This is a genomic window from Mycobacterium sp. NPDC050853, from assembly GCF_040653875.1.
Classification (GTDB): domain Bacteria; phylum Actinomycetota; class Actinomycetes; order Mycobacteriales; family Mycobacteriaceae; genus Mycobacterium.
Genome location: NZ_JBFAGW010000006.1, coordinates 79,959 through 102,706 on the forward strand (window position 1 = coordinate 79,959; position 22,748 = coordinate 102,706).

Consider the following 22,748-nt stretch of genomic DNA (forward strand, 5'->3'; position numbering starts at 1 on the left):
GGGGATCATCAGAAGAACCCCGCCGCGTCGGGCGAGTAGCTCACCAAAAGGTTCTTGGTCTGCTGGTAGTGATCGAGCATCATCTTGTGGTTCTCGCGCCCGATACCGGACTTCTTGTAGCCACCGAACGCGGCGTGTGCCGGGTACTGGTGGTAGCAGTTGGTCCACACCCGCCCCGCCTTGATACCGCGGCCCAACCGGTAGGCGTTGGTCATATCGCGTGACCACACCCCCGCACCGAGGCCATACAAGGTGTCATTGGCGATCTTCAACGCCTCATCCAGCGAGTCGAACTTCGCCACGGACAGCACCGGGCCGAAGATCTCCTCCTGGAAGATGCGCATGCTGTTGGTACCGGCGAAGACCGTCGGCTGAATGTATGCGCCGTCCGGGTATTCGGCGACCTTCCGGGCGTCTCCACCCGTGAGCACCTGAGCACCCTCTTGTCGCCCGATGTCAATGTAGGACAAGATCTTTTCGTACTGGTCGTTACTTGCCTGCGCACCGATCATGGTGTCCTCATCGAGCGGATCGCCGCTGACGATGGCCTCCACGCGCGGGATCGCTCGGGCGATGAACTCGTCGTAGATGGATGAATGCACCAGGGCGCGGGACGGGCATGTGCACACCTCACCCTGGTTGAGCGCGAACATGGTGAAACCTTCGAGCGCCTTGTCCAGGAAGGCGTCGTCGGCAGCCATCACATCAGGCATGAAGATGTTAGGGCTCTTACCGCCCAGCTCAAGGGTGACCGGGATGATGTTCTCGGTCGCGTACTGCATGATCAGCCGGCCCGTGGTGGTTTCACCGGTGAACGAAATCTTGGCGATGCGCGGACTGGAGGCCAACGGCTTACCCGCTTCGACACCAAATCCGTTGACCACGTTGATGACTCCCGGCGGCAGAAGATCACCGACCAGTTCCATCAACACCAGGATCGAGGCCGGGGTCTGCTCGGCGGGCTTGAGCACCACACAGTTCCCTGCAGCCAGCGCGGGGGCCAGCTTCCAGGCGGCCATGAGGATCGGGAAGTTCCACGGGATGATCTGCCCGACAACGCCGAGCGGCTCGTGGAAGTGGTAGGCGATGGTGTCGTGGTCGATCTCCGAGAGCGAACCCTCCTGGGCACGCAGCACCCCGGCGAAATAACGGAAGTGATCGATCGCCAAAGGAATATCGGCGTTGAGGCTTTCGCGGATCGGCTTGCCGTTGTCCCAGGTCTCCGCGACGGCCAGCCTCTCCAGGTTCTGTTCCATCCGGTCGGCGACCTTGAGCAGTGTGTTGGACCGATCGGTCGGCGAGGTGTTACCCCACGCCTCCGCCGCAGCGTGCGCGGCATCGAGCGCCTTCTCGATATCGGGTGCGGTGCTACGGGCGACCTGAGTGAACACCTTGCCGTCGATCGGAGAGGAGTTCTCGAAGTACTGGCCGTCCGCAGGCGCAACCCACTCACCACCGATGAAGTTGTCGTACCGAGGCGCGAAAGTGATTACGCTGCCATCGGTTCCGGGTGCTGCGTGCTTCATTGCCTGCTCCTGTCGGTCGAACATCCGAGCCCTGTGACGTACGTTACACCCAGGTCAGGGGCGGGGGCACCGGTTGTCAGTCCCGTGGCCAGAGCACCAGTTGAGTGCACCGGAACACGGCCACCGCGCGCCCATCCTCGGATGTCACCGTCGCATCCCACAGCTGAGTGGAGCGTCCGCGGTGAACCGGCACCGCAGTCCCGGTGAGCGTTCCCTCGCGCGCGGCGCCGAGAAAGTTCGTCTTCAGCTCGATGGTGGTGAATCCGGTCGCACCCTCCGGCAGGGAGGCTAGGCATCCGTACCCGCACAGCGTGTCAGCGAGCCCGACGATCGCGGCGGCGTGGACGAACCCGTTCGGAGCGAAATGCTCCCCGCGGATCGGAAGCTCGGCGGTGACGGAGCCGTCCTCGGCGCCGTCCCCGTACGACACAGACTCGATCCCCAGCAGCCCGGGAAATTGGCCGGCGGGAAGGCGTTCACTTGCCATCTGGCTTCCTGTCCACGTGTGTGCGGGCAACGATAATCGCCCGCCCGATCCGCATACCTTTAGCATGGGTAAGTTATGTCAGCCCAGTCACCTGAATCCACCACAGTCGATCAGGAAGCGGCCAGCTCCATGATCAGCGTGCAGCGCCGCAATCTGATTTTCATTGCGGTCCTGCTCGGGATGCTCCTTGCCGCCCTGGACAGCACCATCGTCGCCACCGCCCTGCCCACCGTCGTCGCCGATCTCGGGGATGCCGGGCATCAGTCCTGGGTTGTGACCAGCTATCTGCTGGCCTCCACGGTGGCTACCGCGGTCATGGGTAAGTTCGGTGACCTCTTCGGGCGCCGGACAGTATTCATGACCTGCATCGTGATCTTCGCCGTCGGATCACTGCTCTGTGGCATGGCCGGATCCATGGCGATGCTCGTCGGTGCCCGCGCCATCCAAGGCCTCGGCAGCGGCGGGCTGATGGTGACGGCGACCGCCCTCATCGGCGAGATCATCCCCATGCGCGAGCGCGGCCGATATCAGGGCATGCTCGGCGCGGTCTTCGGGGTGACCACGGTGATCGGCCCGCTCCTGGGCGGCCTGTTCACCGATCACCTCGGTTGGCGGTGGGCGTTCTACATCAACCTGCCCATCTCGGCCGTGGTGATCGTCGTGGCGGCCGGTGCAATACCCGCACTGGCCAAGGCGATGCGTCCCGTCATCGACTACTGGGGCATTGCGCTCATCGGATTGGGCGCCTCGGCGCTGACGTTGGCGACCAGCTGGGGCGGCACCACCTATCCGTGGTCCTCGCCGATGATCATCGGATTGTTCATCGGCTCGGTCGTAGCGATCGGTGTCTTCATCTGGGTGGAATCCCGCGTGCCCGAACCGATTCTGCCCCCGCGTCTGTTCCGCGACCCAGTCTTCACGATCTGCTGTGTGCTGAGCTTCGTCGTTGGTTTCGCCATGCTCGGCGTGATGACGTATCTGCCGACGTTCATGCAGTTCGTCAACGGTGTCTCGGCCACCGCCTCGGGGCTGCGCACCCTGCCGATGGTGGCGGGCATGCTCATCACCTCCACCGCCACCGGCACGCTCGTAGGGCGCACCGGCAAGTACAAACGCTATCCCGTGGCGGGCACCGCCATCATGGCCATCGCCCTGGTGCTGCTGTCCCGGATGGACAACTCGACGCCGTTCGCGCTGCAATCGCTGTACCTGCTGATCCTGGGCGTGGGCATCGGCGCCTCGATGCAGGTGCTCACCCTCATCGTGCAGAACACCGCCCGATTCGACGACCTAGGCGTCGCGACGTCCGGTGTGACCTTCTTCCGGACCATCGGCAGCTCCTTCGGTGCGTCCATATTCGGCTCCTTATTCTCAAATTTCCTTGCCCGCGAGCTGAATTCTGTAAAGGCACCCATCGAAGCCACTCAGTCCCCACAGGCACTGCACGCATTGCCGCATGAGGCTGCGATACCCGTTATCAACGCCTACGCCGACTCTTTGGATCTGGTATTCCTTTGTGCGGCACCGGTGGCCGCAGTCGGCTTCATCGTCGCGCTCTTCCTCAAGGAAGTCCCGCTGCAAGCCGCCGACTCGGCGAGCGCAGTGGATATGGGTGAGGGTTTCGCCATGCCCAACACGGTCTCGCCGGACAAACTGCTGGAGATCGCCATCAGCAACGCGATGCGCGGGTTCCCGCACATGGGCCTGCGCAAACTTCGCGAACGGGCGGGCGTCCGCCTGCCCATCGCCCCGCTGTGGGCGCTCGTCCAGGCCAACCGCTTCCTGCGAGCCACCGGTTCAGCTCAGGTATCCCGGATCGCACAGTGGTACCGGATACCGCCGGAGGTATTCGACCCGGCATTCAACGAGCTCGTCGAATATGGCCATGCACTGCGCACGGATGACCACATCTGGCTGACCGAGTCCGGCCGCCAGGAAGTCGACAAGATCAGTGAGGCAATCAACCAGTATCTGATCGAGCGACTTTCCCGTACGCCGGATTTCGAAGATCGCGCCGATCGTGAGCAGATTCAGGCTGCGCTGGAACGTATTTCACGCCGAATCGTGACCGATACCGATTGGCGCGAGAACCCTACCGCTGCACTACACGCGGCGCCTGGGGCGTTACCAGCAAGGTAAGCAGGGCCTGGATCGCCGGGCGCGGGTTGAAGTCTGGCGCGGGGTTTGCGAGCTGCTGATAGATGATGCCCGTCAGGTAGTCCTGGAAGATCTCCGCGTGCAGCTCGGGAGTGACCGGGTTCACCTTGCGCATCAGCTGCAGCGTGCGGGGAATCTGTGCATCCCGCCCCCGCTGCAACGGCTCCCTCAGCTCGGGGTGGCTCCAGCCTTCCATGAGCAGCACCATGTACGCCCGGACTCGGGAGCTCATCACCCCAACAGCACCGTTGGCATAGGCGGTGCCGACGTTCACAAGCTCGACGACCGTCGTCGGGTTCGTCTCGGTAACCAATGCCCGCCAGAAGGCGCGGCGCAACTTCTCGATCTCGATGATGACGCCCAGCAGTAAAGCGTCGCGGGTGCGGAAATGATTCGATGTCGTTCCGCTCGGGACGTTCGCCGCCGCGTCGACCGACCGATAAGTCAGGCCGTGGACGCCCAGGGTGCCCGCCACCTCAATGGCGGCAGCGATCACCTCTGCCCGCCGACCCTGTGGTTGCTCGTTCATCACAACAAGCGTATTACGACCGGTTTCTGGACACGCGCGTTCCCCGCATACTTCCCCCTGCACTGTCTTTAGGCTGGGCATCATGCGCTTCTCAATATGGGGACAGACGAATCAATCCTGGGCCGATCTGCTGGATATCGCCCAGTACGCCGACGACGGTTCGTGGCGCGCCTTCTACGCCGCCGACCACTTCATGTCATTCGCAGACACCCCCGAGAAGCACACCGACTTTCACGAGGCCACCGCGATCTTTGCGGCACTCGCCGCGGCCACCTCACGTATCCGGCTGGCACCCTTGGTGCTGTCGATGACCTTCCGGCATCCGGCGGTACTCGCCAACTGGGCGGTCACCGTCGACCACGTGAGCGGGGGGCGCTTCACGCTCGGATTGGGCGCCGGCTGGCAGGAGAACGAGCACCAACGGTACGGGCTCGAACTCGGCGAGCCGGGACCGCGAGTCAACCGGTTTTCCGAAGGGCTGCAAGCGATTACCGGACTATTGACTGAGCAGGCGACGACGGTGGACGGCGAGTACTACCGACTGACGGAGGCCATCTGCGAACCCAAACCGCTGCAGCGGCCCCTACCGATTCTGATCGGCGCAACCCAGCCGCGGATGCTGGGACTGACCGCTCGATATGCACAGGAATGGAACCAGTGGTCCACACCCGGGACCTTCCATGAGGTCTCGGGTCGCCTGGACGCCGCGGCCGAGAAGATTGGCCGCGATCCAGCGACGATATGGCGTTCCACGCAGGCGCGCATCATTGTCACCGATGGCCCGCAATCCGAAGCACGCGCCGCGGAAACCGCTGCCAAATCACCGATTCCGGTGTTGTACGGCACCGCCGAACGCATCGCGGAACAGATGGAGCCATGGGCACGCGAGGGTGTCGACGAGGTGATCTTGCCTGATCACCTTCTCGGCATCGGGAATGCCCGCCGGGACGCTTTTGACGCCCTGGCGCAGGCCCTCAGGCCGCTAGCGGACTAGTTCGCGCGCTGACCGGGGTTAGTTGCCCCAGCCGCGCTGGCCGTCCCAGCCACCGCAGACACCGTTGTAGCAGCCGTGACCATAGCCACCCTGTCCGGGATTCCACCCGCCGCACACCCCGTTGTAGCAGCCACCGCCGCCACCCGCGTCGCCGCCGCCCGAACCACCGGGATCGGCAAGAACGACCTGGTTGGACGTGGTTGTCGGCACCCCGGCGGCCATCACGGCAGCGGGTGCAGCAGCGATCAGCACCGCGCCGGCACCTGCGACGAGCACCCTTCCGATGATCTTCCGTGTGATTGACATATATCCATATTGCTCCTTATTCCGGAGCCTGCCAACCACCGACACCAACTTAATACTCATCCAATCACAAACGGTCACTTATGTTTTCGCAGGTAGAACGCAAAAACGCGATGTTTGTGGGTTGGCTCACCCTAGGAAGTCGATGCAAAGACCTGAACGAACTTCGATAGTGAGGCATCGATATCGCTGCGCAGTGCGGCCGCGACCACGGTGCCGATCGGGCCGAACATGGCGGGCCCGCCCAAGTGCAGGGTGAAGTCCACGACCGATCCCGGTCCCTTCGGGGTGATCGTCACCCTGAGCTTGACTTTCACACCGCCCCTGCCCTTGCCGTCCAGGAACAGTCCCGTCGGCGGGTCGTACTTTTGAAGCGTCCATTTGACCCGGTTGTACATGCCCTTGACGCACACGATCGAGTCGATCACAGTGCCCTCTTGGAGGGTCTCCGGCAACTTGCTGCGCCACGCCGTGTGAACACTCAGCCACTCATCGAATCGCTGCAGATCCGAGGCGTGCTCCCAGGCCACCTGGGGAGGGAGGGGCACATCGATGGAGGAATTCAATTTAGCTGCCACGCTGGCAGAGGATACCCGACCGATAAAAACAGATGGCTAACAGTTACTGGGCGCCGGTAGCCGGGCAAACCTGTCGGCTATCCACTGGACCCCGAGCCGCTCCCCTTCAGGGTCCACATGCCCCTTACCCGGCGCGACGATTTCCTGGACCGTGTCCCCCAGGGCGCATGCCCGTTGCACCGCCGCGTGGATCCAGCGTGCGTCGATAAGCCGATCGGACTCACCGGCATACACGAGCATCGGCCCGGATGCCCGACCCAGCGGTAGTGCGATCCGCTTCAGCGCGCCCGCGAAGATGGCCGCATCCTGCGGGGTGGTGCCGTGAAAATCGTTGGCGCGCAATCGGCCTATGGCCGCGGTCCGCGCGGGATCCAGTCCGTTGTGACAACCCAGCAGCAGCGCCTTGTCGTGTGGGTTGTCCTGAAATGACCCGTGCAGAAAGTTCTCCGGCACCAGCTCCGGGACGGTGACCGACAGCCCCGTGAGCAAGGTCGGCATCATCGAGAGCTGACTCAAGTCATATCGACCGTCGCCGACATGGGTGGCCATATTGGTGAGGTCGGCGGCCGGCGATAGATTTGCCGCCCCCACAAACTCCAGCTCAGGGGCGTAATCACCCGCAAGTTCGGCGGCCGCCCAGGTTGCCTGACCACCCTGGGATGCCCCGATGGCCGCCCATGTCGACGAAGCCCCGGGTATCAGCGACACCGCGGCGCGTGCCGCGTCGATGACGTTGAATCCCGCGGATCTGGGCTCCAGATAGGGGTGTGGACCCGGAACCCCCAGCCCCTCATAGTCGGTGATGGCCACCACCCACCCGCGCTTGGTGAGGTTTCGCACCAGCCAGATATAGCCCCGCAAGTCGGGGGCACGGGAGACCGCACAGTCGTCATCCAGGCCGGTAGTGCCGTGCCCTACCGATACGACAGGCCAACCCTCTCGCGGCGGTTCGCCTTTCGGCGAAAAGACGACTCCCGTGACCTCGGTGGGCGTGGCGGTGGAACCCGAGGTGGACATGTATCGGATGAGATGGCCGTCGGCGATGGCATCAAGATCTGGGGCCAGCGACAACAGCACATCCGATAGCACTTCACCCGGCGGCGGCGAGGGAGGCGGGGGTGCAACACCCTCCGCCTCGACCCGCGCGCAGGCCGCCGTGAACAACACCAGCGCCGCAATGAGCGGCGCCAGTCGGTTACTGCGCGTCGCCGGCCTTGGGGGCCTCAGGCGCTTCTGCCTTGTCGACGGCACTCTTTGCGGCGTCCTGCACCTTGTCCACCACCGAGGAGTACTTGCCACCGGTCTTGGAGTCGATCACGTCGCCGACCTTGTCGACCGCCTGGTTCACCTTGTCTTTGTTGCCCGACAACAGGCTCTTGAGCTTGTCGATGAGGCCCTTGAAATCAGCCATGTTGTAGTTCTCCTTAGGTCTGGGACGGCGCAACTGTAGTACGAGATCGCGGCGTATGTTGGGTCGAGTGACGGACCCTGTGAAAATCACGCTGACCGGCGCTCCGGAGACGATGCTGGCCACGCTGTACGGGCGCGCACAGGACGCCAAATCCCCCAATTCGGTTCTTCATGACCACTACGCCGCCGAGGCCGTCGCGCGCATCGACTACGACTTCTCCAAAACCAAGATCAAAGGCACTCAGGCGATCGGCGTAGCGTTGCGCGCCCGGCAGCTTGACGTCTGGACCTCCGAGTTTCTCACTGCACACCGAGAAGCGACGGTGCTGCATCTGGCCTGCGGGCTGGACACCCGCGTCTTCAGGATCAATCCGCCCGAGACCGTGCGCTGGGTCGATGTCGACTACCCCGATGTGATCGCGCTGCGGCGCACACTGCTCCCCGAGCGCGGAGGCGACTACCGGATGATCGAAAGCTCCGTCACCGATGAGGCGTGGCTGGAGAGCATCCCCGCCGACCGACCCACCCTCGCGGTGTTCGAGGGTTTGACGATGTACCTGACCGAGACCGAGGGCCAAGGGCTGATCCGGCGAATCACCGACCGATTCCCCAGTGGCCAACTGGCTTTCGACTGTTACGGCAGCATTGGGATCAAGCTGCAGAAGCTTGTGCCCGCGGTACGCAATGCAGGTGCCACCCTGCACTGGGGTATCGACGATCCCGCCCAGATCCAGGTGTTGCACCCGGGGTTGCGCTGCATCGACGACCTCCGCAGCACCGACGTGGCAGGTGAGGAACACCTGCCACTGTCGGGCCGCATCCAGATGAAGGTCATCTCCCATATCCCCGCCCTGCGCGATATCGGCAGGATCATGCGGTTCGGTTTCTAACCCCTTTTCTTACGCGAGCAGACGCATAGTGCACAGAGACGCCAGGTGGCGCGTGCACTATGCGTCTGCTCGCGTATGGAGGGTCAGCCGTTGAAGGTCAGCGGTTGAGGACGACCATGGCCTTGCCGTCAGCCACCGACTCAAGGGTCCGCAGCTGCAGCAGCTCAGGGTTCTCTCGCAGCAGCTTGGCGGTGTTGGCCATCGAGCGCAGCGCCGCGGCATCCGCGCGGGCCCGCTCCAGCTGAGCCTTACCGGCCTCGCGGGCCAGCAGCGGCTCGGCCAGTGCCTTGCGTACCTCGCCGGACAGCATGAGGTCCTTGACGACGAACCGGGTCACCGTCACACCCAGCTCCTCGACCTCGGCCGCAATCTTCGCGACAGCATTGGCACCCAGGAACTGACCCCGCTGGGCCAACAGCTCATCGAGGGTCAACGCCGCAACGGCGTCACGCAGCTGCAGCTGTGCCTGCAGGTAGATACCCCAGTGCACCGAACCACTCTCCGACCCGGCGAAAACGATCGGCTTGGCCACGTTGTACTCGGCCACGGCCGACACCTTCACGGTGAAGCCATCTGCCGTCAGCACATCCTGGCCGGCTACCTGAATCGACTGCGTCCGCATCTCCACGGTGACCAAGGTGTCGGTACGCGGGCGTGTGTAATGCACACCCGGCTTCAGCACAGCCTTGAACACACCGTCGCGGTACAACACGCCACGCTGCCATTCCATGACCGTGACCTTCGTGCCGACCATCTCGTCCCACATACTCATCCTTGTCACCTCTCTTACATTTCTTGTATTCCGTTGCGGAGAAATGACTTCCGAGCCGCATCGCGAACCGGCGGGAGGAATCGCCGTAGCGTCCCCGCTGGACCGGTCCGCGAACCTTGCGGCCCGCGGCCCGGAAGTCATCCGTATGGGACTCGAACCCAATAGCCTTAGGTGGGCATGCCGTTGGAGTGGAGCCTTTACACACGGAACGCCGTCCGGCGATGCCGGGGCGCCGCTTGATCTCCGCATTAGCAAAGGTACCGGAGGCCTTCGACGCGGCGCATCCCTATTTATTTCGGTCGTCTCAGTCGTTCTCGGTGGCCCAGAAGTGGCGAGGCCGGCCGGACCACTTGCCCTGCAGCCACCACAGCGCCTCTATCACCGCGGCGGCCGCGATACCGATGCCCAACGCCGGCCCGGTGACCGCCAGGTTGCTTGGGTCGAGCATGAATGTCTCTCGCGCCCAAGGAATCGCGAAGATCACCAGATAGCCAAGGCCTGAGAGCGTCACCAGCGCCACCCGCCACCATTGGTATGGACGCGCCACCACCGCAAGCACCCACACCGCCGCCACGAGCTCGGTGATCAGTGCCGCCGTCGACGCCTGCGTGCTGTTACCCGTGACATGCAGGATCTGGCGGGCCAACAGATACGACAGGAATGTCGCGATCCCCACGGTGAGGCCCGACGGGATCGCCGACGCCATCACCCGGCGCACGAATCCTGTCTGTGCGCGTTCGTTATTCGGCGCCAGCGACAGGACGAACGCCGGGATGCCGATGGTGAACCACGCCGCGATAGTGACGTGGATCGGCTGGAACGGGAACGGCACCGAGCCATAGTGGAAGATCTTCGAGCCCAGTCCCGCAAGTCCCACCGTCAGCGCCAGCAGCACCGAGTACACCGTCTTGGTGAGGAACAGGTTGGAAACCCGCTCGATGTTGCCGATGACGCGCCGCCCCTCGGCAACCACATAAGGAAGGGTGGCAAACTTGTTGTCCAACAAGACAATTTGGGCGACCGCACGTGAGGCCGAGCTGCCCGCACCCATCGCGACACCGATATCGGCATCCTTGAGTGCCAGCACGTCGTTGACCCCGTCACCGGTCATCGCGACGGTATGGCCATGCGATTGCAGAGCCTTGACCATCGCCCGCTTCTGGTCGGGCCGCACCCGTCCGAACGTGGTCGCCTCGGCCAGGGTGTCGGCGAGTTTGTCGGTATCAGCGGGCAGCGTGCGGGCGTCCACGGCGGCGCCGGAGAGCCCCAAAGACTGGGCCACCGCACTCACCGACACCGCATTGTCGCCGGAGATCACCTTGATCGAGACATGCTGGGAGGCAAAGTAATCAAGGGTGTCACGGGCGTCGGGCCGGATCTTCTGCTCCAGTACCACCAGCGCGCGCGACGTGACGGCGCCTGGTGCGTTCGCGTCGTCGACGGGCAGTTCTGCCGATGCCAGCAGCAGCACCCGCAGCCCCCGAGAACCGATCTCCTCGGCGGTGGTGGCGATGGGGTCGGCCGGGTCGAGAAGTACATCGGGTGCGCCGATCACCCAGTTGCCATGCTCCCCGTAGGAGGCGCCACTCCACTTCTTGGCCGACGAAAATGGGGCGATTGCAGTCGATTTCCAGCCCGGTGGGGTGTCATATGCCTCGGCGATGGCAGCGATGCTCGCGTTGGGTCGTGGGTCATCGGCGGCGAGGGAAGCCAAAGCGGCGAGGGCCTGCCGATCGCCATCGCCGTCGATCTTCTTCACCTCCGAGAGCCGCATCCCGTTCTCGGTGAGGGTCCCGGTCTTATCGGCGCATACCGTGTCCACCCGGGCCAGCCCCTCGATGGCGGGCAGCTCCTGCACCAGGCATTGACGCCGTCCCAGTCGAATCACGCCAACCGCGAAGGCGATTGACGTCATCAACACCAGGCCTTCCGGCACCATCGGGACCAGGGCGCCCACCATGCGCAGCACCGATTCCTGCCAACTGTCATCGGTCGTGAACAGCTGGGTATAGATGATGAGCGCACCCGCCGGCAGCAGCAGATAGGTGATGAACTGCAGAATCTTGTTGATGCCATTGCGCAGTTCGGAGTGCACGAGGGTGAACTTTGATGCCTCCTCAGCGAGCTTGGCCGCGTACGCCTCGCGCCCCACCTTGGTGGCCCGGTACGCACCGCTGCCCGCCACCACAAAGCTCCCCGAAAGCACCTGGGAACCAACGGTCTTGTCGATCGCATCGGCCTCGCCGGTCAGCAGCGACTCGTCGATCTCGAGGGCAGCCTCCTCGGTAACCTCGCCGTCCACCACGATCTGATCGCCGGGCCCGAGCTCGATGATGTCGTCGAGAACCACATCATTCGGCGCCAGCGCCGTCGCCACACCGTCGCGCCGCACCATGGGCCGGGCCTGTCCGACGATCGCGAGCTTGTCGAGCGTCTGTTTGGCCCGCAGCTCCTGAATAATGCCGACGGCACTGTTGGCAACGATCAGCAGACCGAAGGCGCCGTTGATCACCGAGCCGGTGGACAGCACGATGATGAGCAGCACGCCGAGAATCGCGTTGATACGGGTGAACACGTTGGCTCGCACGATGTCCGACACACTGCGTGCCGCACGGGACGGGACATCGTTGGTCTTCCCCTGCGCTACGCGCTCAGCGACCTCGGCGGCGGTCAGGCCGCCGACTGTGTTCGGCGCTCTTCGCGCAAGCGGCTCATTCATGCCCAGCCCCTCGGTCGTTGCCACCCCTGCACAGTAGCGACCAGCGCGTAGTGTCGCGGGCATGGACGCGGATGAGATCGCTCAGCGATTGTTCGCCGCCATCGAGATAGGCGATATCGACACTGTCGCCGTGCTGTACGCGCCCGATATCGTCGTCTGGCTGAACACTCTTGGGGAACCCAGGAACCGTGACGAGAACCTGGCCACCTTGACCTGGGTAGCCCGCAACCTGTCCGACTTCCGCTATACCGCCATCCGCCGGTCCATCACACCGGACGGATTTGTCCAGCAGCATGTGGTGAATGCGATCAATCGTGCAGGCGAACGCGTTTCGGTTGCCGCCTGCATCGTCGCCACTATCTCCGATGGGCTGATCACACGTATCGACGAGTACCTGGACTCCGCGGAGGCGGCCACGTTGTTGGCCAAGTGACTAGCCGCCGTTCGCCTTCCGAGAGTAATGTCAGTTCGTATGACATCGAAAGAACTTCCGGACTGGGAAGCTAGTTACCAGGGCAAGAGCGAAATCTTCTCGGGCGAGCCGCCATGGAATATCGGCGAACCCCAGCCCGAGCTGGCCGCGCTGATCGACGCCGGGAAGTTCCATGGCGATGTGCTGGACGTCGGCTGCGGGCATGCCGAGACATCGTTGCGCCTCGCCACGCTGGGGCATACCACTCTCGGGTTGGACCTGTCGCCCACCGCCATCGAAGCGGCGCGAGCGACCGCCGCCGATCGTGGATTGACCAATGCCAGCTTCGAGATCGCCGATATCACCAACTTCACCGGATATGACGGGCGCTTCGGCACCATCGTGGACAGCACCTTGTTCCACTCGATTCCGGTTGAGGCCCGTGACGGCTATCTGCGCTCGATCGTGCGCGCGGCCGCACCCGATGCGTCCTACTACGTACTGGTCTTCGCAGTGGGCGCGTTTCCGCCCGGGATCGGCCCGAACGCGGTCACGGAGGACGAACTTCGCGCCGCCGTGGAACCGTACTGGGTGATCGACGACCTGAGCCCGGCGTTCATCCACTCGAACATCCCGGCCGTCATTCCTGGTGTCGACTTCCAGATGCCCTTGTTCCACAAGGACGAGAAGGGACGCAATAAGCAGCCCGCGTTCCTGCTACAGGCACACAAGGGCTAGGAAAGCCGCCACCAGCCGTCGGGGGCGGCGGGCCGCTGCGCATCGGCCCGCTGCCCGGGCTTGGGCACCACAACCGTGACGCCGTGTTCCTCTCCGGCGGTGAGCACCCGCTCGATCGGCTCGGCCCATGGATGCAAGGCCAGGTTGAACGTGGCCCAGTGAATGGGTAGCAGCGGAGCATTAGACGTCGCGAGGTCCCGGTGCGTTTGGATGGCCTCTTCGGGGTTCATATGGATATCCGGCCATTGGGTGTTGTAGGCCCCGACCGGCAACAGGGTGAGATCGAAGGGACCATAGGTCTCGCCAATCACCTTGAACGCCTTGGTGTATCCGGTATCGCCGCCGAAGAACACCTTGTGCCTCGGCCCGGCGATAGCCCAGGACGCCCACAACGTGGTGTTGCGGACAAGCGACCGGCCCGAGAAGTGCCGGGCCTGAGTGCAGGTGAGCGTCAGTTTTCCGAGCTGGTGGCTCTCGTCCCAATCCAGTTCGATGACCCGGTCGGGTGACACACCCCAGCTGCGCAGATGAGCGCCGACACCAAGCGGCACCACGAACACCGCGTTCTGGCTGCGAGTCAACGCGATGACGGTGTCCATATCGAGATGGTCATAGTGGTCGTGACTGATAACCACCGCATCCAGGGCGGGCAGCGCCGACACCGATATCGGTACCGGATGCTGGCGATGCGGCCCTACGGCACGCGAGGGCGAGCACCGGTCGCTCCAGACCGGATCGGTGAGCACGCGGTATCCGTCGACCTCCACGAGCACACTGGAATGCCCGAACCAGGTGATCGCCAGATCCGCCGGCGAACCGGCAAGTTCGGGTACCGCTAGCGGCACCGGCGCCTTGGGGCTGCCGGCGCCCTGCCGGGTAAGCAGACCGCGCACCAGTGACGTCGGGTCCGCGTCGGGGACGAACTGCCGGGCGGACTCGGCATTGTGGAAGGAGCCGCCGCGGTATTGCGGGGATCCTTCGGCAACCTCGGCGATGCGGTCCTTGCTAGCCCCCAACGATCGCGGGACGTCACGCAGGACGCGTCCGAACCACGTCGACGCAAGAGCTGCGCCAGCGCCAACCCAGAGCGCCCGCATGCTCAGGCGCCCTGGAAGTTGGGCGGACGCTTCTGGATTCGGGCCACCTGCGCCTCGATGATGTCCTGACTGGACCACGCCTTGTCGAAGAGCTCCTTGTGCGCAGGAGCCTGATCCTCGAACGCACCGTCATCGTTCAGCACGCGTTTGGCGTGCTTGAGGGCCAGCGGCGCAAAACCGGCAAGTTCTGCAGCCCAGGCCTGGGCATCTGCCAGCTCTCCTATGCGGTTGGCCATGCCGGTGATGTACGCCGTCTGCGCATCCAACGGTTCGGCGGCCAGCAGCATGGCGCGTGCGCGGCCGTAACCCACCAGTGAGGACAATCGGCGGATGCTCCAGTTATCCAGGGCAATGCCATATTTGGCGACGGGGAACTGGAAGCGCGCGGACTCGGAGACCACCCGCAGATCGGCCACCATGGCCAGCATCACGCCGGCCCCGATGGCCGGGCCGTTGACGGCGGCAATCACCGGGACGTCGGCGGCGTCGATGCTCAGGATCGAGTGCTGCCAGGCATCGGCGAACTTATCGGGATCTGGGGCACCGCTGGACAGGTCGGCGCCCGCGCAGAACGAAGTGCCCTGCCCGGTGATGACAATGGCACGTGCCGTTTCCGCAGCCTTCCTGACCTCCTCGGCGAAGGCGACCGCGAGCTCGTAGGTCACCGCATTACGTCGTTCCGGGCGCTGAAGCTCAATCGTGGTGACGGGGCCGTCGCTAGTTACACCGATCATGCCGACCACCCTAATATGGCGCCTATGACTGCCGTCGCCGTGATTGGTGGTGGGCAGGCTGGGATCGCGGCGGGGTACTTCCTGCGGCGGCGTGGCCTCGAGCCGCTCGGCCGCAGACATTCCGCCGGGGAGCCCGGCGACGGATTCGTCATCCTCGATCACTCTCCTGGCCCGGGCGGGGCATGGCAGTTCCGCTGGCCCACGTTGACGCTCGACAACACCAACCGCATCTACCAGCTGCCCGGGCTGCCGTTCGACGAGACAGGAACCATCAAGGCGTCGACGGCCATGCCCCGGTACTTCGACGCGTACGAACATCGGTATGCCCTCGATGTCCACCGGCCCGCACACGTGCGCGAGGTACGGCCCGCGCCAGCCGGCTCGGACGGGTTCACGGTATCCAGCTCCGCAGGCGAGTTCAGTGTCCGAGGAGTGATCAACGCGACAGGGACCTGGGATAAGCCGTTCGTCCCCTACGTGCCGGGCGCCACCACGTTCGAGGGACGTCAGCTGCACACCCACGACTACCGAACACCCGAGGAATTCGCAGGCCGGCACGTGCTCGTGGTCGGGGGCGGGGTGTCGGCGGTGCAGCTACTCGTTGAGATTTCAGGAATTGCGTCCACTCGCACGTCCTGGGTGACCCGACGCGAGCCGGTATTCGTCACGGATTTCACCGTCGATCGACTGCGTACCGCAGTCGCCGGCGTCGACGAACGATCGCGCCGCGGGGAACCACAACGATCGGTGGTTTCCGCGACCGGGCTGCCGTGGACACCGGATATCGCCGAGGCTTCACAGCGCGGTGTGCTGGCGCGGCGCCCCATGTTCACCCGAATCACCCCGACCGGGGTCGCCTGGCCCGACGGCAGCTCATTGGATGTCGACGTGATCCTGTGGTGCACCGGGTTCAGACACGCGCTGGATCACTTGTCGCCGCTGCGCCTGCGCAACAGTCGCGGCGGCATCACCATGACGGGCCGGCTGCTCACACAGGTTGCCGGGCGGCCCGCTATCCACCTACTGGGGTACGGGTCCTCGGCCAGCACCATCGGCGCCAACCGGGCAGCCCGTGCCGCCGTCGCGGAGCTAATGGAATATCTAGAAAGTACCTAGAAGGAAGTGCTTCCTGAGGGCTGCAGGACGAAGCCGTGCTTCTGATCGCCCATCGACACCTGGCACGCGGTGAGGCCGCCACCGCCGACGGCACACGTGACATTTCCGTAGGTGAGTTTCTGACCGACATTGAGTACCGGCGCCTCGGGTCTGGTTCCGCAGGTCCAGGCGCCCTTGCTGATCTCGAACGCGCCATCGCCCTTCTGCGCGACGGTGCCCATTGGGCAGGTCCCGATACCGGGCAGATTCACACCGCCCAACCCCGGCACATTCGCGCTCGCGCCACCAACTCCCGGCACATTCGGGACATTCTGTGCATCGCCGGGAATCCCGGGAACGGCCCCGTCACAGCTCAGGCGCTGACGCGAATTGGGCGAGATGTTCTGCGAAGCGCGGAACATGCAGCCGATTCCGTCGGGGGTGGTGAAGTGGATCGACCGCACCGAGGAGTTCTCGTTGGTGACGAAGTACGCGTCGGGCGCCACCGCCGTGAACCCGTTCAAATCGGGGAAGTTATCGGCGCGGGCGACACCGGCACCGGCCAAAGACAACGTTCCCAGGGCGAGCACAGCAAGCACAGCGAGCGCGGCGCAGAGGCCAGCAACATAGGAAACCTTTTTAACGTGTACTGCTGTCGACATTCGCAAGCTTTCGGTGTGGGTCGCTGGATTATCAGCTTTCATGATACTGGCGGCGCAGAGCGCATTACTGGTCTCGACTGATCCGGGCTTCCGCGCAGTTCCCGCCGGAATTGTGGTGTCGCCGGACCTCGGTTGGCGGTTTTGAGCACCGCATCAGGCAAGATGGCAGGCATGCCTGATGGTCTTCGCGCAAGCGGCTCACCGGTTCCCGGCAGTCTTCGCGCGAGCGGCTCATCGTCAGATGCCGGGCACCTCTCCCCGCGCGTGCTCGTGGTGGACGACGACGCCGATGTGCGCGGGTCGCTGGAACGTGGCCTGCGCCTCTCCGGTTTCGAGGTGAACACCGCCAGCGACGGCGCCGAGGCGCTGCGCTGCGCCACCGAACATCGCCCGGACGCGATCATCCTCGACATCAACATGCCGATCCTGGACGGTGTCAGCGTGGTGACCGCGCTGCGCGCCATGGACAACGACGTGCCGGTCTGCGTGCTTTCCGCGCGCACCTCGGTGGACGATCGGGTCGCGGGCCTGGAGGCCGGCGCCGATGATTACCTCACCAAGCCGTTCGTGCTCGCCGAGCTGGTGGCCCGGGTGAAGGCGCTGCTGCGGCGGCGCGGTGCGGTGGCGACCTCATCTACCGAGACCATCACCGTCGGCGCGCTCGAGGTCGAGATCCCGGGCCGACGCGCCCGCATCAACGGTGTCGAGGTCGACCTCACCAAACGCGAGTTCGACCTGCTGGCCGTGCTGGCCGAACACAAGACCGCGGTGCTGTCGCGCGCCCAGCTGCTGGAGCTGGTGTGGGGATACGACTTCGCCGCCGATACCAACGTCGTCGACGTGTTCATCGGCTACCTGCGCCGCAAGCTCGAAACCGGCGGTGCACCCCGCCTGCTGCACACCGTGCGCGGTGTCGGGTTCGTGCTGCGATCGCAGTAGCGACAGATGAGCCGCTTGCGCGAAGACCAACAGTCATGACCAGCCCGAGTAAGCACCCCAGTCAACGGATTACCGACCTTGCCTACCGGCTGCTGGAAAAGCCGATGCGGGTCTTCTCGCTGCGCACCTTGGTCGCCATCGCCGCGCTGGGGGTGATGGTGCTCGTTGTCACACTCGGCGCCTGGGTGTGGCTGGGTGTCACAGAGAACCAGTACGAGCAGCTGGACAAAAGGCTCGACTCGGTGTCCAGCCTGGGCGCCGTCTCGAATCTGCTGAATTCGGTGATCAGCTCCGATAAGAAGCTCGATACCCCCGACGGCCTGGTGCTCACCGCCCGCGTCGCCGGCCTGACCAAGTCCATCCCCAGCGACCTGGAGCTGCCGCTACTGGCCCCCGGTTATGCCAACACCACCATCAACGGCGTCGAGTACCGGGTCCGGTCGTTCATCGCTCCCGGCAATATCCCCGTCGCGGTCGGCGCCCCGATTGCCGAGACCGAGCGGCAGATCTACCGGTACCACATCCGCATTCTCGCGATCTGCGGCGGCGTGCTGGTGGGCACCGTCATCGTCGGCTGGGTGATATCCCTCATCGTGGTGAGCCCCTTCCGGCTGCTGGCACAGCAGGCCCGCCTGATCAACGCGCAATCCAACCCTGATGACGTTAACGTTCGCGGCGTGCGTGAGGCGGTCGAGATCTCCGAGGCCGTCGAAGGAATGCTCGAACGCATCAACACCGAACAGGAAAAGACCAAGGCCGCACTGGAATCCGCACGCGACTTCGCGGCAGTCGCCTCCCATGAGCTGCGCACTCCACTCACCGCGATGCGGACCAACCTGGAGGTGCTCTCCACCCTCAACCTCAGCGCCGATCAACGCACAGAGATCGTCGACGAGACCATCCGCACCCAAAGCCGGGTCGAGGCAACACTTTCCGCGCTGGAACGGCTGGCACAGGGTCAACTGACCACCGAGGACGACCATGTGCCCGTCGATATCACCGAGCTGCTGGACCGTGCCGCCCATGACGCCGACCGCAGCTACCCAAATCTTGAGATCTCGCTACTGCCGTCCCAAACCATCCTGATGCTCGGGCTACCCGCCGGGCTGCGGCTGGTGATCGACAACGCGATCAAGAACGCGGTGAAACATGGTGGCGCGACCAAAGTTCAGCTGTCCGCCAACAGCACCGTGCATGGAGTCGAGATCGCTATCGACGATAACGGCAGTGGTATCCCCGAGGCCGAGCGCGAGCTGGTATTCGAACGGTTCTCACGCGGCTCCACCGCCTCGCATTCCGGCTCCGGCCTGGGCCTGGCACTGGTTGCGCAGCAAGCCGAACTTCACGGCGGCACAGCGGCTTTGGAATCCAGCCCGTTGGGAGGCGCCAGGCTGGTGCTGCGCCTCCCCGGGCATTAGTTCCTAGCGGGCGCCGAGCAGGTCGATCACGAACACCAGCGTCTTACCCGACAGCTGGTGACCGGCTCCGGCCTCGCCATAGGCCTGCGCCGGCGGCACCGTCAGCTGACGGCGTCCGCCGACCTTCATACCGGGGATGCCATCCTGCCAGCCCTTGATGAGCGCATCGAGTGGGAACTCGATGGACTCGCCACGGTTCCACGAGCTGTCGAACTCCTCGCCGCTCTCGAATTCGACTCCGAGGTAGTGAACGTTGACGACCGAACCGGGTGCGGCCTCCGCACCATCACCGACGGTGACGTCCTTGATGACCAGTTCAGTGGGCGGCGGACCTGGCTGAAAATCGATCTCAGGTTTTGTCATGCCAGCAGCGTATCGTCCGGCCGCCGATGGGCGGCCAGGCTGCTCACCGCACGTTCGACCTTGCCGTCCGCGCCGAGACGCTCCTGCACGGTGCCCGCGATTTCGCCGGCCGAAGTCATGGTGGCGGTCAGGCGCACCCGGTCGGCACGGAACAGGTCATAGCTGCACTCGAAGGGGCGGCCGTCGGCGCTCCGGGTGACCCTGGTGATCGCCAGCAACGGCCTACGGTGCGGCACGTCGAGCCACTCGGCCTCCCGCGGATTGGCACTGACCACCTCGATCGTCTCGGTGGACGAGGCCGGCGCCAGCCCATAACGCAGCTGACACAGCTCGTACAGTGAGCCGCCCAGGGGCTGCTCCAGCAGGTCGGGAACAAGCTCGGCGACAAAACATGCGGTGTCCACCGAGAGTGGCACACCATCGGCATAGCGAAGCCGCCGCACGTCGAAAACCTCTGCAGCGTTCCCGATTTCCAAGGCGGATTGCTCGGCGGGGGTCGCACACCTCCGGGAAGTGCCGAGTACACGGGTGTCACTGGTGTGCCCCCCGAGGTGCAACCTGGTGGGCAAGCCCGCCAGCTCGGCGACATTGCGCTGCACCAGATCCGCCCGTACGAAGGTGCCACCGCCCCGGCCGGTCTGGCGTTCGAGAATGCCCGCACGGCTCAACGGCACCAATGCGCTGCGGACGGTGGCACGCGAGACCGCGAACCGTTCCGCCATCTCGCGTTCGGAGCCCAATCGTGTGCCTGGGCGCAATGTGCCCTGAGCGAGCATCGACAGAATGCGGCGACGCACGTCCTCGGCTACCGGTCCGCCCTCCGACTCCTCCATCCGCTCAGTATTCCCGCCGGGCACCATTCAGGGTGCCAACGCCTCCGGCGACTCCGGTAGCACCTGCCCACCGTCGACCACGATGGCCTGGCCGGTGATGTATCCCGCCTCATCGGAAGCCAAGAAGGCAGCCAGGTGCCCAATATCAGTCGGGGTGCCCAGGGCCCCCAGGGGAATGGACCGCGCCATCCCGGACAGGTACTCCTCGCCCTTGTCCACCAGCCCCTCGGTGAGGATGTTGCCCGGCAGTATCGCGTTCACCGTCACCCGCCGCGGGGCGAGTTCGATCGCGGCCGTGCGCATGAAACCCAGCTGAGCCGCCTTGGATGCGCCGTAATGCGACCATCCCGGGTAACCGGTGATGGGCCCGGTGATGGACGAGGTGAGGATGACGCGGCCACTACCGGACGCGGTGAGCGCGTCCAGGCACGCCTGCACCGTGTAGACCGTGCCCTTGACGTTGATATCCAGCACCTCGGTGAGCTGCTCGGGCGTCATCGTCGCTAGCGGCGCCTCGGGGAAGATACCGGCGTTCGCACACACCACATCCAGCCCGCCGAACGCGTCGACGACGGCCTGCGCGGCATCCGCGCACGACGTTGGATCGGACACGTCCAACCTGATACCGACGACATTGCCGGCGCCGAGTTCATCCAATTCTGCTGATACCGAGTCGGCTTCACCGGGCGATCGTGCAGCGACCGCAACGTTGGCGCCGGCCCGTGCGAACACCGTGGCGATACCGCGGCCAATACCCTTGGTGCCGCCGGTCACCAGTACCGATTTGGTGGACAGATCGAACATCACACTTCCTTTCTTGCCAGCACGGCCTCTCCGGCCCACTCAGCCGACTCGACGGCCAAAAATGGCCTCCTGCAACCAGGTTCGGTCACCTAGGTATCGCTCCGCGAGACGGGCTGTACGAGTCCCGAATCCGTCACTGACTCTGATCGCCGCATCGGCATCGGCATGCGAGGCGATCCAGGCGGTGAGCATGACCCGGCGCAGCATCACGAAGACCGGGATCATGCCGAGGTGTTCCTCGGAGAGTCGGCGCACTCGTTGGTAGCCGTCGAGCCAATCCGCGATGGCCGCATCGGCCGCCGGAGTGTCCTCCACCCAGGACACCACCGCACCCAGATCGGCCAGGAACCAGGACCATCCGCAGTCATCGAAGTCGATCACGGTGATCTCGGAATCAGGCCGCCCCGGGTCCACCATCAGGTTGGACAATCGCATGTCGGCGTGTATCAGACCGAATCGATCTGGGGTATGGCCGTATTCGTTCAACCGCCGGATCATGTCTGCCACCGCGGCAGCGATCGACGTACGGTCGCCGTCGGCTATGCCGGGAGCGTGCCGCCAATCACCCCAGCGTGCGGTCGGGCCGAACATCGTGTCCAGATCCCAACGGAACCGGGTGAACTCGCGTGGCGCCTGCCAGCGCTGGGCATGGTCGTGCATGTGTGCGGTCAGCTCGCCCAGCTTGCTGTATCCGACCACGCCAGGTTCCTCTTCCGCGGTGCAACCCGGCACGAAACTCATCGCATCGACGTAGAGGGTGATCCCGTCCAGACATGCCGCGACAACATCCGACCCATCCTCGGCGCGGACGAGTTCCGGTGTAGTGACCGATGTCTCGGCACGCAGCGCACGCATCCAGGCCAACTCGGAACGGATCGCCGGTAGCGAGTGGTACCCGGGACGATGGACCCGAAGCACCATGGGTTGCGGCTCGTCCACCAGATAGGTGGCGTTCTCCGACAGGCTCAGCAGTCGCAGTGGGGCATCCGACGCCCTGCCATAACCGGGCAGGGCGGCACGCGCGAACGCACTGTGGGTCGGCGGTAGTCCCGGCATGGTCCGAGTGTGCACCATCAGAGGCAAGTAAGCAGACCAAATCGGACCATTTAACTCCGACGCATCACGACCGGCCCAGATTGAAACATCCTCGAAACGACTTGGGCCGATTTCTCTGATTCACTGTTGACCTGGGAACTATCCCAGGTATAAATGATCTCGTCGCATCTGAAGCAAGCCATTGGCCCAATATTTAGGACTGCGCCCGCTACGGGCAGCCGGGCTAAACCAG

24 protein-coding genes are annotated in these 22,748 nt (G+C 64.4%); 8 read left to right on the forward strand and 16 right to left on the reverse strand.

Translation table 11 applies throughout. The features are described 5' to 3' along the window. Positions 1 to 8: 8 nt before the first annotated feature. Entirely contained in the window at positions 9 to 1,526 is a 1,518-nt protein-coding gene (adh, locus tag AB0H22_RS18980; protein WP_180751136.1) for an aldehyde dehydrogenase, read from the reverse strand. 76 nt (positions 1,527 to 1,602) lie between these two features. After that, on the reverse strand, positions 1,603 to 2,013 hold the full coding sequence (locus tag AB0H22_RS18985) for a PaaI family thioesterase (protein ID WP_358148138.1): 411 nt from the start codon (positions 2,011 to 2,013) through the stop codon (positions 1,603 to 1,605). Positions 2,014 to 2,142: 129 nt separating this feature from the next. Between AB0H22_RS18985 and AB0H22_RS18990 the strand changes: the two genes are divergently transcribed. Next, positions 2,143 to 4,152: an MDR family MFS transporter gene (locus AB0H22_RS18990; protein WP_358148419.1), complete on the forward strand. Its 2,010-nt coding sequence runs from the start codon at positions 2,143 to 2,145 to the stop codon at positions 4,150 to 4,152. Here the strand turns inward: AB0H22_RS18990 and AB0H22_RS18995 are convergent. Then, the gene (locus tag AB0H22_RS18995; protein WP_358148421.1) at positions 4,106 to 4,666 is read right to left on the reverse strand and encodes a TetR family transcriptional regulator; all 561 of its coding nucleotides are present in this window, start codon (positions 4,664 to 4,666) and stop codon (positions 4,106 to 4,108) included. The two genes, AB0H22_RS18990 and AB0H22_RS18995, sit on opposite strands and share 47 nt — an antisense overlap. A gap of 115 nt (positions 4,667 to 4,781) precedes the next feature. Here AB0H22_RS18995 and AB0H22_RS19000 point away from each other — a divergent pair, with 115 nt between their 5' ends. Next, positions 4,782 to 5,693 (forward strand): LLM class flavin-dependent oxidoreductase, encoded by a 912-nt coding sequence (locus AB0H22_RS19000; protein ID WP_358148140.1) that lies wholly within the window; start codon positions 4,782 to 4,784, stop codon positions 5,691 to 5,693. 18 nt (positions 5,694 to 5,711) lie between these two features. Here the strand turns inward: AB0H22_RS19000 and AB0H22_RS19005 are convergent, their stop codons facing one another. From AB0H22_RS19005 to AB0H22_RS19020, 4 genes are all read right to left on the reverse strand, one after another. Continuing rightward, complete coding sequence (locus tag AB0H22_RS19005; RefSeq protein ID WP_180751133.1) at positions 5,712 to 5,999, reverse strand: hypothetical protein; 288 nt, start codon at positions 5,997 to 5,999, stop codon at positions 5,712 to 5,714. Positions 6,000 to 6,130: 131 nt separating this feature from the next. Continuing rightward, positions 6,131 to 6,574 (reverse strand): SRPBCC family protein, encoded by a 444-nt coding sequence (locus AB0H22_RS19010; RefSeq protein ID WP_180751132.1) that lies wholly within the window; start codon positions 6,572 to 6,574, stop codon positions 6,131 to 6,133. A 36-nt stretch (positions 6,575 to 6,610) separates the two neighbouring features. Continuing rightward, on the reverse strand, positions 6,611 to 7,651 hold the full coding sequence (locus AB0H22_RS19015; RefSeq protein ID WP_358148423.1) for a lipase family protein: 1,041 nt from the start codon (positions 7,649 to 7,651) through the stop codon (positions 6,611 to 6,613). 118 nt (positions 7,652 to 7,769) lie between these two features. After that, on the reverse strand, positions 7,770 to 7,985 hold the full coding sequence (locus AB0H22_RS19020) for an antitoxin (protein WP_180751131.1): 216 nt from the start codon (positions 7,983 to 7,985) through the stop codon (positions 7,770 to 7,772). Between the two features lie 55 nt (positions 7,986 to 8,040). Between AB0H22_RS19020 and AB0H22_RS19025 the strand changes: the two genes are divergently transcribed. Then, positions 8,041 to 8,874 carry a class I SAM-dependent methyltransferase gene (locus tag AB0H22_RS19025; protein WP_358148144.1) on the forward strand — a complete coding sequence of 278 codons (834 nt, stop codon included), beginning with the start codon at positions 8,041 to 8,043 and terminating at the stop codon, positions 8,872 to 8,874. A gap of 97 nt (positions 8,875 to 8,971) precedes the next feature. On the opposite strand, the gene AB0H22_RS19030 is transcribed toward AB0H22_RS19025, so the two are convergent. Together AB0H22_RS19030 and AB0H22_RS19035 are read right to left on the reverse strand one after the other, a co-directional pair. After that, a complete protein-coding gene (locus tag AB0H22_RS19030) occupies positions 8,972 to 9,646 on the reverse strand; it encodes a slipin family protein (RefSeq protein ID WP_358148146.1) in 675 nt (224 codons plus the stop codon). 304 nt (positions 9,647 to 9,950) lie between these two features. Beyond that, positions 9,951 to 12,365: a cation-translocating P-type ATPase gene (locus AB0H22_RS19035; RefSeq protein ID WP_180751271.1), complete on the reverse strand. Its 2,415-nt coding sequence runs from the start codon at positions 12,363 to 12,365 to the stop codon at positions 9,951 to 9,953. Positions 12,366 to 12,426: 61 nt separating this feature from the next. Here AB0H22_RS19035 and AB0H22_RS19040 point away from each other — a divergent pair, with 61 nt between their 5' ends. Further along, on the forward strand, positions 12,427 to 12,798 hold the full coding sequence (locus AB0H22_RS19040) for a nuclear transport factor 2 family protein (RefSeq protein ID WP_358148148.1): 372 nt from the start codon (positions 12,427 to 12,429) through the stop codon (positions 12,796 to 12,798). Positions 12,799 to 12,837: 39 nt separating this feature from the next. Further along, positions 12,838 to 13,515, forward strand: a complete 678-nt coding sequence (locus AB0H22_RS19045; protein WP_358148150.1) for a class I SAM-dependent methyltransferase — start codon at positions 12,838 to 12,840, stop codon at positions 13,513 to 13,515. On the opposite strand, the gene AB0H22_RS19050 is transcribed toward AB0H22_RS19045, so the two are convergent. Further along, positions 13,512 to 14,612, reverse strand: a complete 1,101-nt coding sequence (locus AB0H22_RS19050; RefSeq protein WP_358148153.1) for an MBL fold metallo-hydrolase — start codon at positions 14,610 to 14,612, stop codon at positions 13,512 to 13,514. The genes AB0H22_RS19045 and AB0H22_RS19050 overlap by 4 nt on opposite strands. A gap of 2 nt (positions 14,613 to 14,614) precedes the next feature. After that, positions 14,615 to 15,346 (reverse strand): enoyl-CoA hydratase, encoded by a 732-nt coding sequence (locus AB0H22_RS19055; protein WP_180751125.1) that lies wholly within the window; start codon positions 15,344 to 15,346, stop codon positions 14,615 to 14,617. A gap of 15 nt (positions 15,347 to 15,361) precedes the next feature. Here AB0H22_RS19055 and AB0H22_RS19060 point away from each other — a divergent pair, with 15 nt between their 5' ends. Continuing rightward, complete coding sequence (locus AB0H22_RS19060; RefSeq protein WP_180751124.1) at positions 15,362 to 16,462, forward strand: NAD(P)-binding domain-containing protein; 1,101 nt, start codon at positions 15,362 to 15,364, stop codon at positions 16,460 to 16,462. Here AB0H22_RS19060 and AB0H22_RS19065 read toward each other — a convergent pair. Continuing rightward, positions 16,459 to 16,965: a hypothetical protein gene (locus tag AB0H22_RS19065; RefSeq protein WP_255486016.1), complete on the reverse strand. Its 507-nt coding sequence runs from the start codon at positions 16,963 to 16,965 to the stop codon at positions 16,459 to 16,461. The genes AB0H22_RS19060 and AB0H22_RS19065 overlap by 4 nt on opposite strands. Positions 16,966 to 17,274: 309 nt before the next feature. On the opposite strand from AB0H22_RS19065, the gene AB0H22_RS19070 reads away from it, so the two are divergent. Together AB0H22_RS19070 and AB0H22_RS19075 are read left to right on the forward strand one after the other, a co-directional pair. Continuing rightward, positions 17,275 to 18,042 carry a response regulator transcription factor gene (locus AB0H22_RS19070; RefSeq protein ID WP_219603238.1) on the forward strand — a complete coding sequence of 256 codons (768 nt, stop codon included), beginning with the start codon at positions 17,275 to 17,277 and terminating at the stop codon, positions 18,040 to 18,042. Positions 18,043 to 18,146: 104 nt separating this feature from the next. After that, positions 18,147 to 19,460 (forward strand): HAMP domain-containing sensor histidine kinase, encoded by a 1,314-nt coding sequence (locus tag AB0H22_RS19075; protein WP_358148427.1) that lies wholly within the window; start codon positions 18,147 to 18,149, stop codon positions 19,458 to 19,460. Between the two features lie 3 nt (positions 19,461 to 19,463). On the opposite strand, the gene AB0H22_RS19080 is transcribed toward AB0H22_RS19075, so the two are convergent. Genes AB0H22_RS19080 through AB0H22_RS19095 form a run of 4 tightly spaced genes read right to left on the reverse strand, consistent with a single transcriptional unit; the run spans position 19,464 to position 22,516 of the window. Continuing rightward, complete coding sequence (locus tag AB0H22_RS19080) at positions 19,464 to 19,823, reverse strand: FKBP-type peptidyl-prolyl cis-trans isomerase (protein ID WP_180751123.1); 360 nt, start codon at positions 19,821 to 19,823, stop codon at positions 19,464 to 19,466. Next, positions 19,820 to 20,656, reverse strand: coding sequence for a GntR family transcriptional regulator (locus AB0H22_RS19085; RefSeq protein WP_180751122.1), 837 nt, complete (start codon positions 20,654 to 20,656; stop codon positions 19,820 to 19,822). Before AB0H22_RS19085 ends, AB0H22_RS19080 begins: the two co-directional genes overlap by 4 nt. 27 nt (positions 20,657 to 20,683) lie before the next feature. Further along, positions 20,684 to 21,460, reverse strand: a complete 777-nt coding sequence (gene fabG, locus AB0H22_RS19090) for a 3-oxoacyl-ACP reductase FabG (RefSeq protein ID WP_180751121.1) — start codon at positions 21,458 to 21,460, stop codon at positions 20,684 to 20,686. A 39-nt stretch (positions 21,461 to 21,499) separates the two neighbouring features. Beyond that, positions 21,500 to 22,516, reverse strand: a complete 1,017-nt coding sequence (locus AB0H22_RS19095) for a phosphotransferase (protein WP_358148157.1) — start codon at positions 22,514 to 22,516, stop codon at positions 21,500 to 21,502. Positions 22,517 to 22,748 lie beyond the last annotated feature (232 nt).

Bases quoted from the DNA above. Each gene is read 5' to 3' on its own strand.
- adh (WP_180751136.1), bottom strand. From the start codon at position 1,526: ATGAAGCACGCAGCACCCGGAACCGATGGCAGCGTAATCACTTTCGCG.
- AB0H22_RS19055 (WP_180751125.1), bottom strand. From the start codon at position 15,346: ATGATCGGTGTAACTAGCGACGGCCCCGTCACCACGATTGAGCTTCAG.
- AB0H22_RS19030 (WP_358148146.1), bottom strand. From the start codon at position 9,646: ATGAGTATGTGGGACGAGATGGTCGGCACGAAGGTCACGGTCATGGAA.
- AB0H22_RS19045 (WP_358148150.1), top strand. From the start codon at position 12,838: ATGACATCGAAAGAACTTCCGGACTGGGAAGCTAGTTACCAGGGCAAG.
- AB0H22_RS19005 (WP_180751133.1), bottom strand. From the start codon at position 5,999: ATGTCAATCACACGGAAGATCATCGGAAGGGTGCTCGTCGCAGGTGCC.
- AB0H22_RS18985 (WP_358148138.1), bottom strand. From the start codon at position 2,013: ATGGCAAGTGAACGCCTTCCCGCCGGCCAATTTCCCGGGCTGCTGGGG.
- AB0H22_RS19075 (WP_358148427.1), top strand. From the start codon at position 18,147: ATGCGGGTCTTCTCGCTGCGCACCTTGGTCGCCATCGCCGCGCTGGGG.
- AB0H22_RS19025 (WP_358148144.1), top strand. From the start codon at position 8,041: ATGTTGGGTCGAGTGACGGACCCTGTGAAAATCACGCTGACCGGCGCT.
- AB0H22_RS19070 (WP_219603238.1), top strand. From the start codon at position 17,275: ATGCCTGATGGTCTTCGCGCAAGCGGCTCACCGGTTCCCGGCAGTCTT.
- fabG (WP_180751121.1), bottom strand. From the start codon at position 21,460: ATGTTCGATCTGTCCACCAAATCGGTACTGGTGACCGGCGGCACCAAG.
- AB0H22_RS19080 (WP_180751123.1), bottom strand. From the start codon at position 19,823: ATGACAAAACCTGAGATCGATTTTCAGCCAGGTCCGCCGCCCACTGAA.
- AB0H22_RS19040 (WP_358148148.1), top strand. From the start codon at position 12,427: ATGGACGCGGATGAGATCGCTCAGCGATTGTTCGCCGCCATCGAGATA.
- AB0H22_RS18990 (WP_358148419.1), top strand. From the start codon at position 2,143: ATGATCAGCGTGCAGCGCCGCAATCTGATTTTCATTGCGGTCCTGCTC.
- AB0H22_RS19050 (WP_358148153.1), bottom strand. From the start codon at position 14,612: ATGCGGGCGCTCTGGGTTGGCGCTGGCGCAGCTCTTGCGTCGACGTGG.
- AB0H22_RS19020 (WP_180751131.1), bottom strand. From the start codon at position 7,985: ATGGCTGATTTCAAGGGCCTCATCGACAAGCTCAAGAGCCTGTTGTCG.
- AB0H22_RS19035 (WP_180751271.1), bottom strand. From the start codon at position 12,365: ATGAATGAGCCGCTTGCGCGAAGAGCGCCGAACACAGTCGGCGGCCTG.
- AB0H22_RS19000 (WP_358148140.1), top strand. From the start codon at position 4,782: ATGCGCTTCTCAATATGGGGACAGACGAATCAATCCTGGGCCGATCTG.
- AB0H22_RS19060 (WP_180751124.1), top strand. From the start codon at position 15,362: ATGGCGCCTATGACTGCCGTCGCCGTGATTGGTGGTGGGCAGGCTGGG.
- AB0H22_RS19085 (WP_180751122.1), bottom strand. From the start codon at position 20,656: ATGGAGGAGTCGGAGGGCGGACCGGTAGCCGAGGACGTGCGTCGCCGC.
- AB0H22_RS19095 (WP_358148157.1), bottom strand. From the start codon at position 22,516: ATGCCGGGACTACCGCCGACCCACAGTGCGTTCGCGCGTGCCGCCCTG.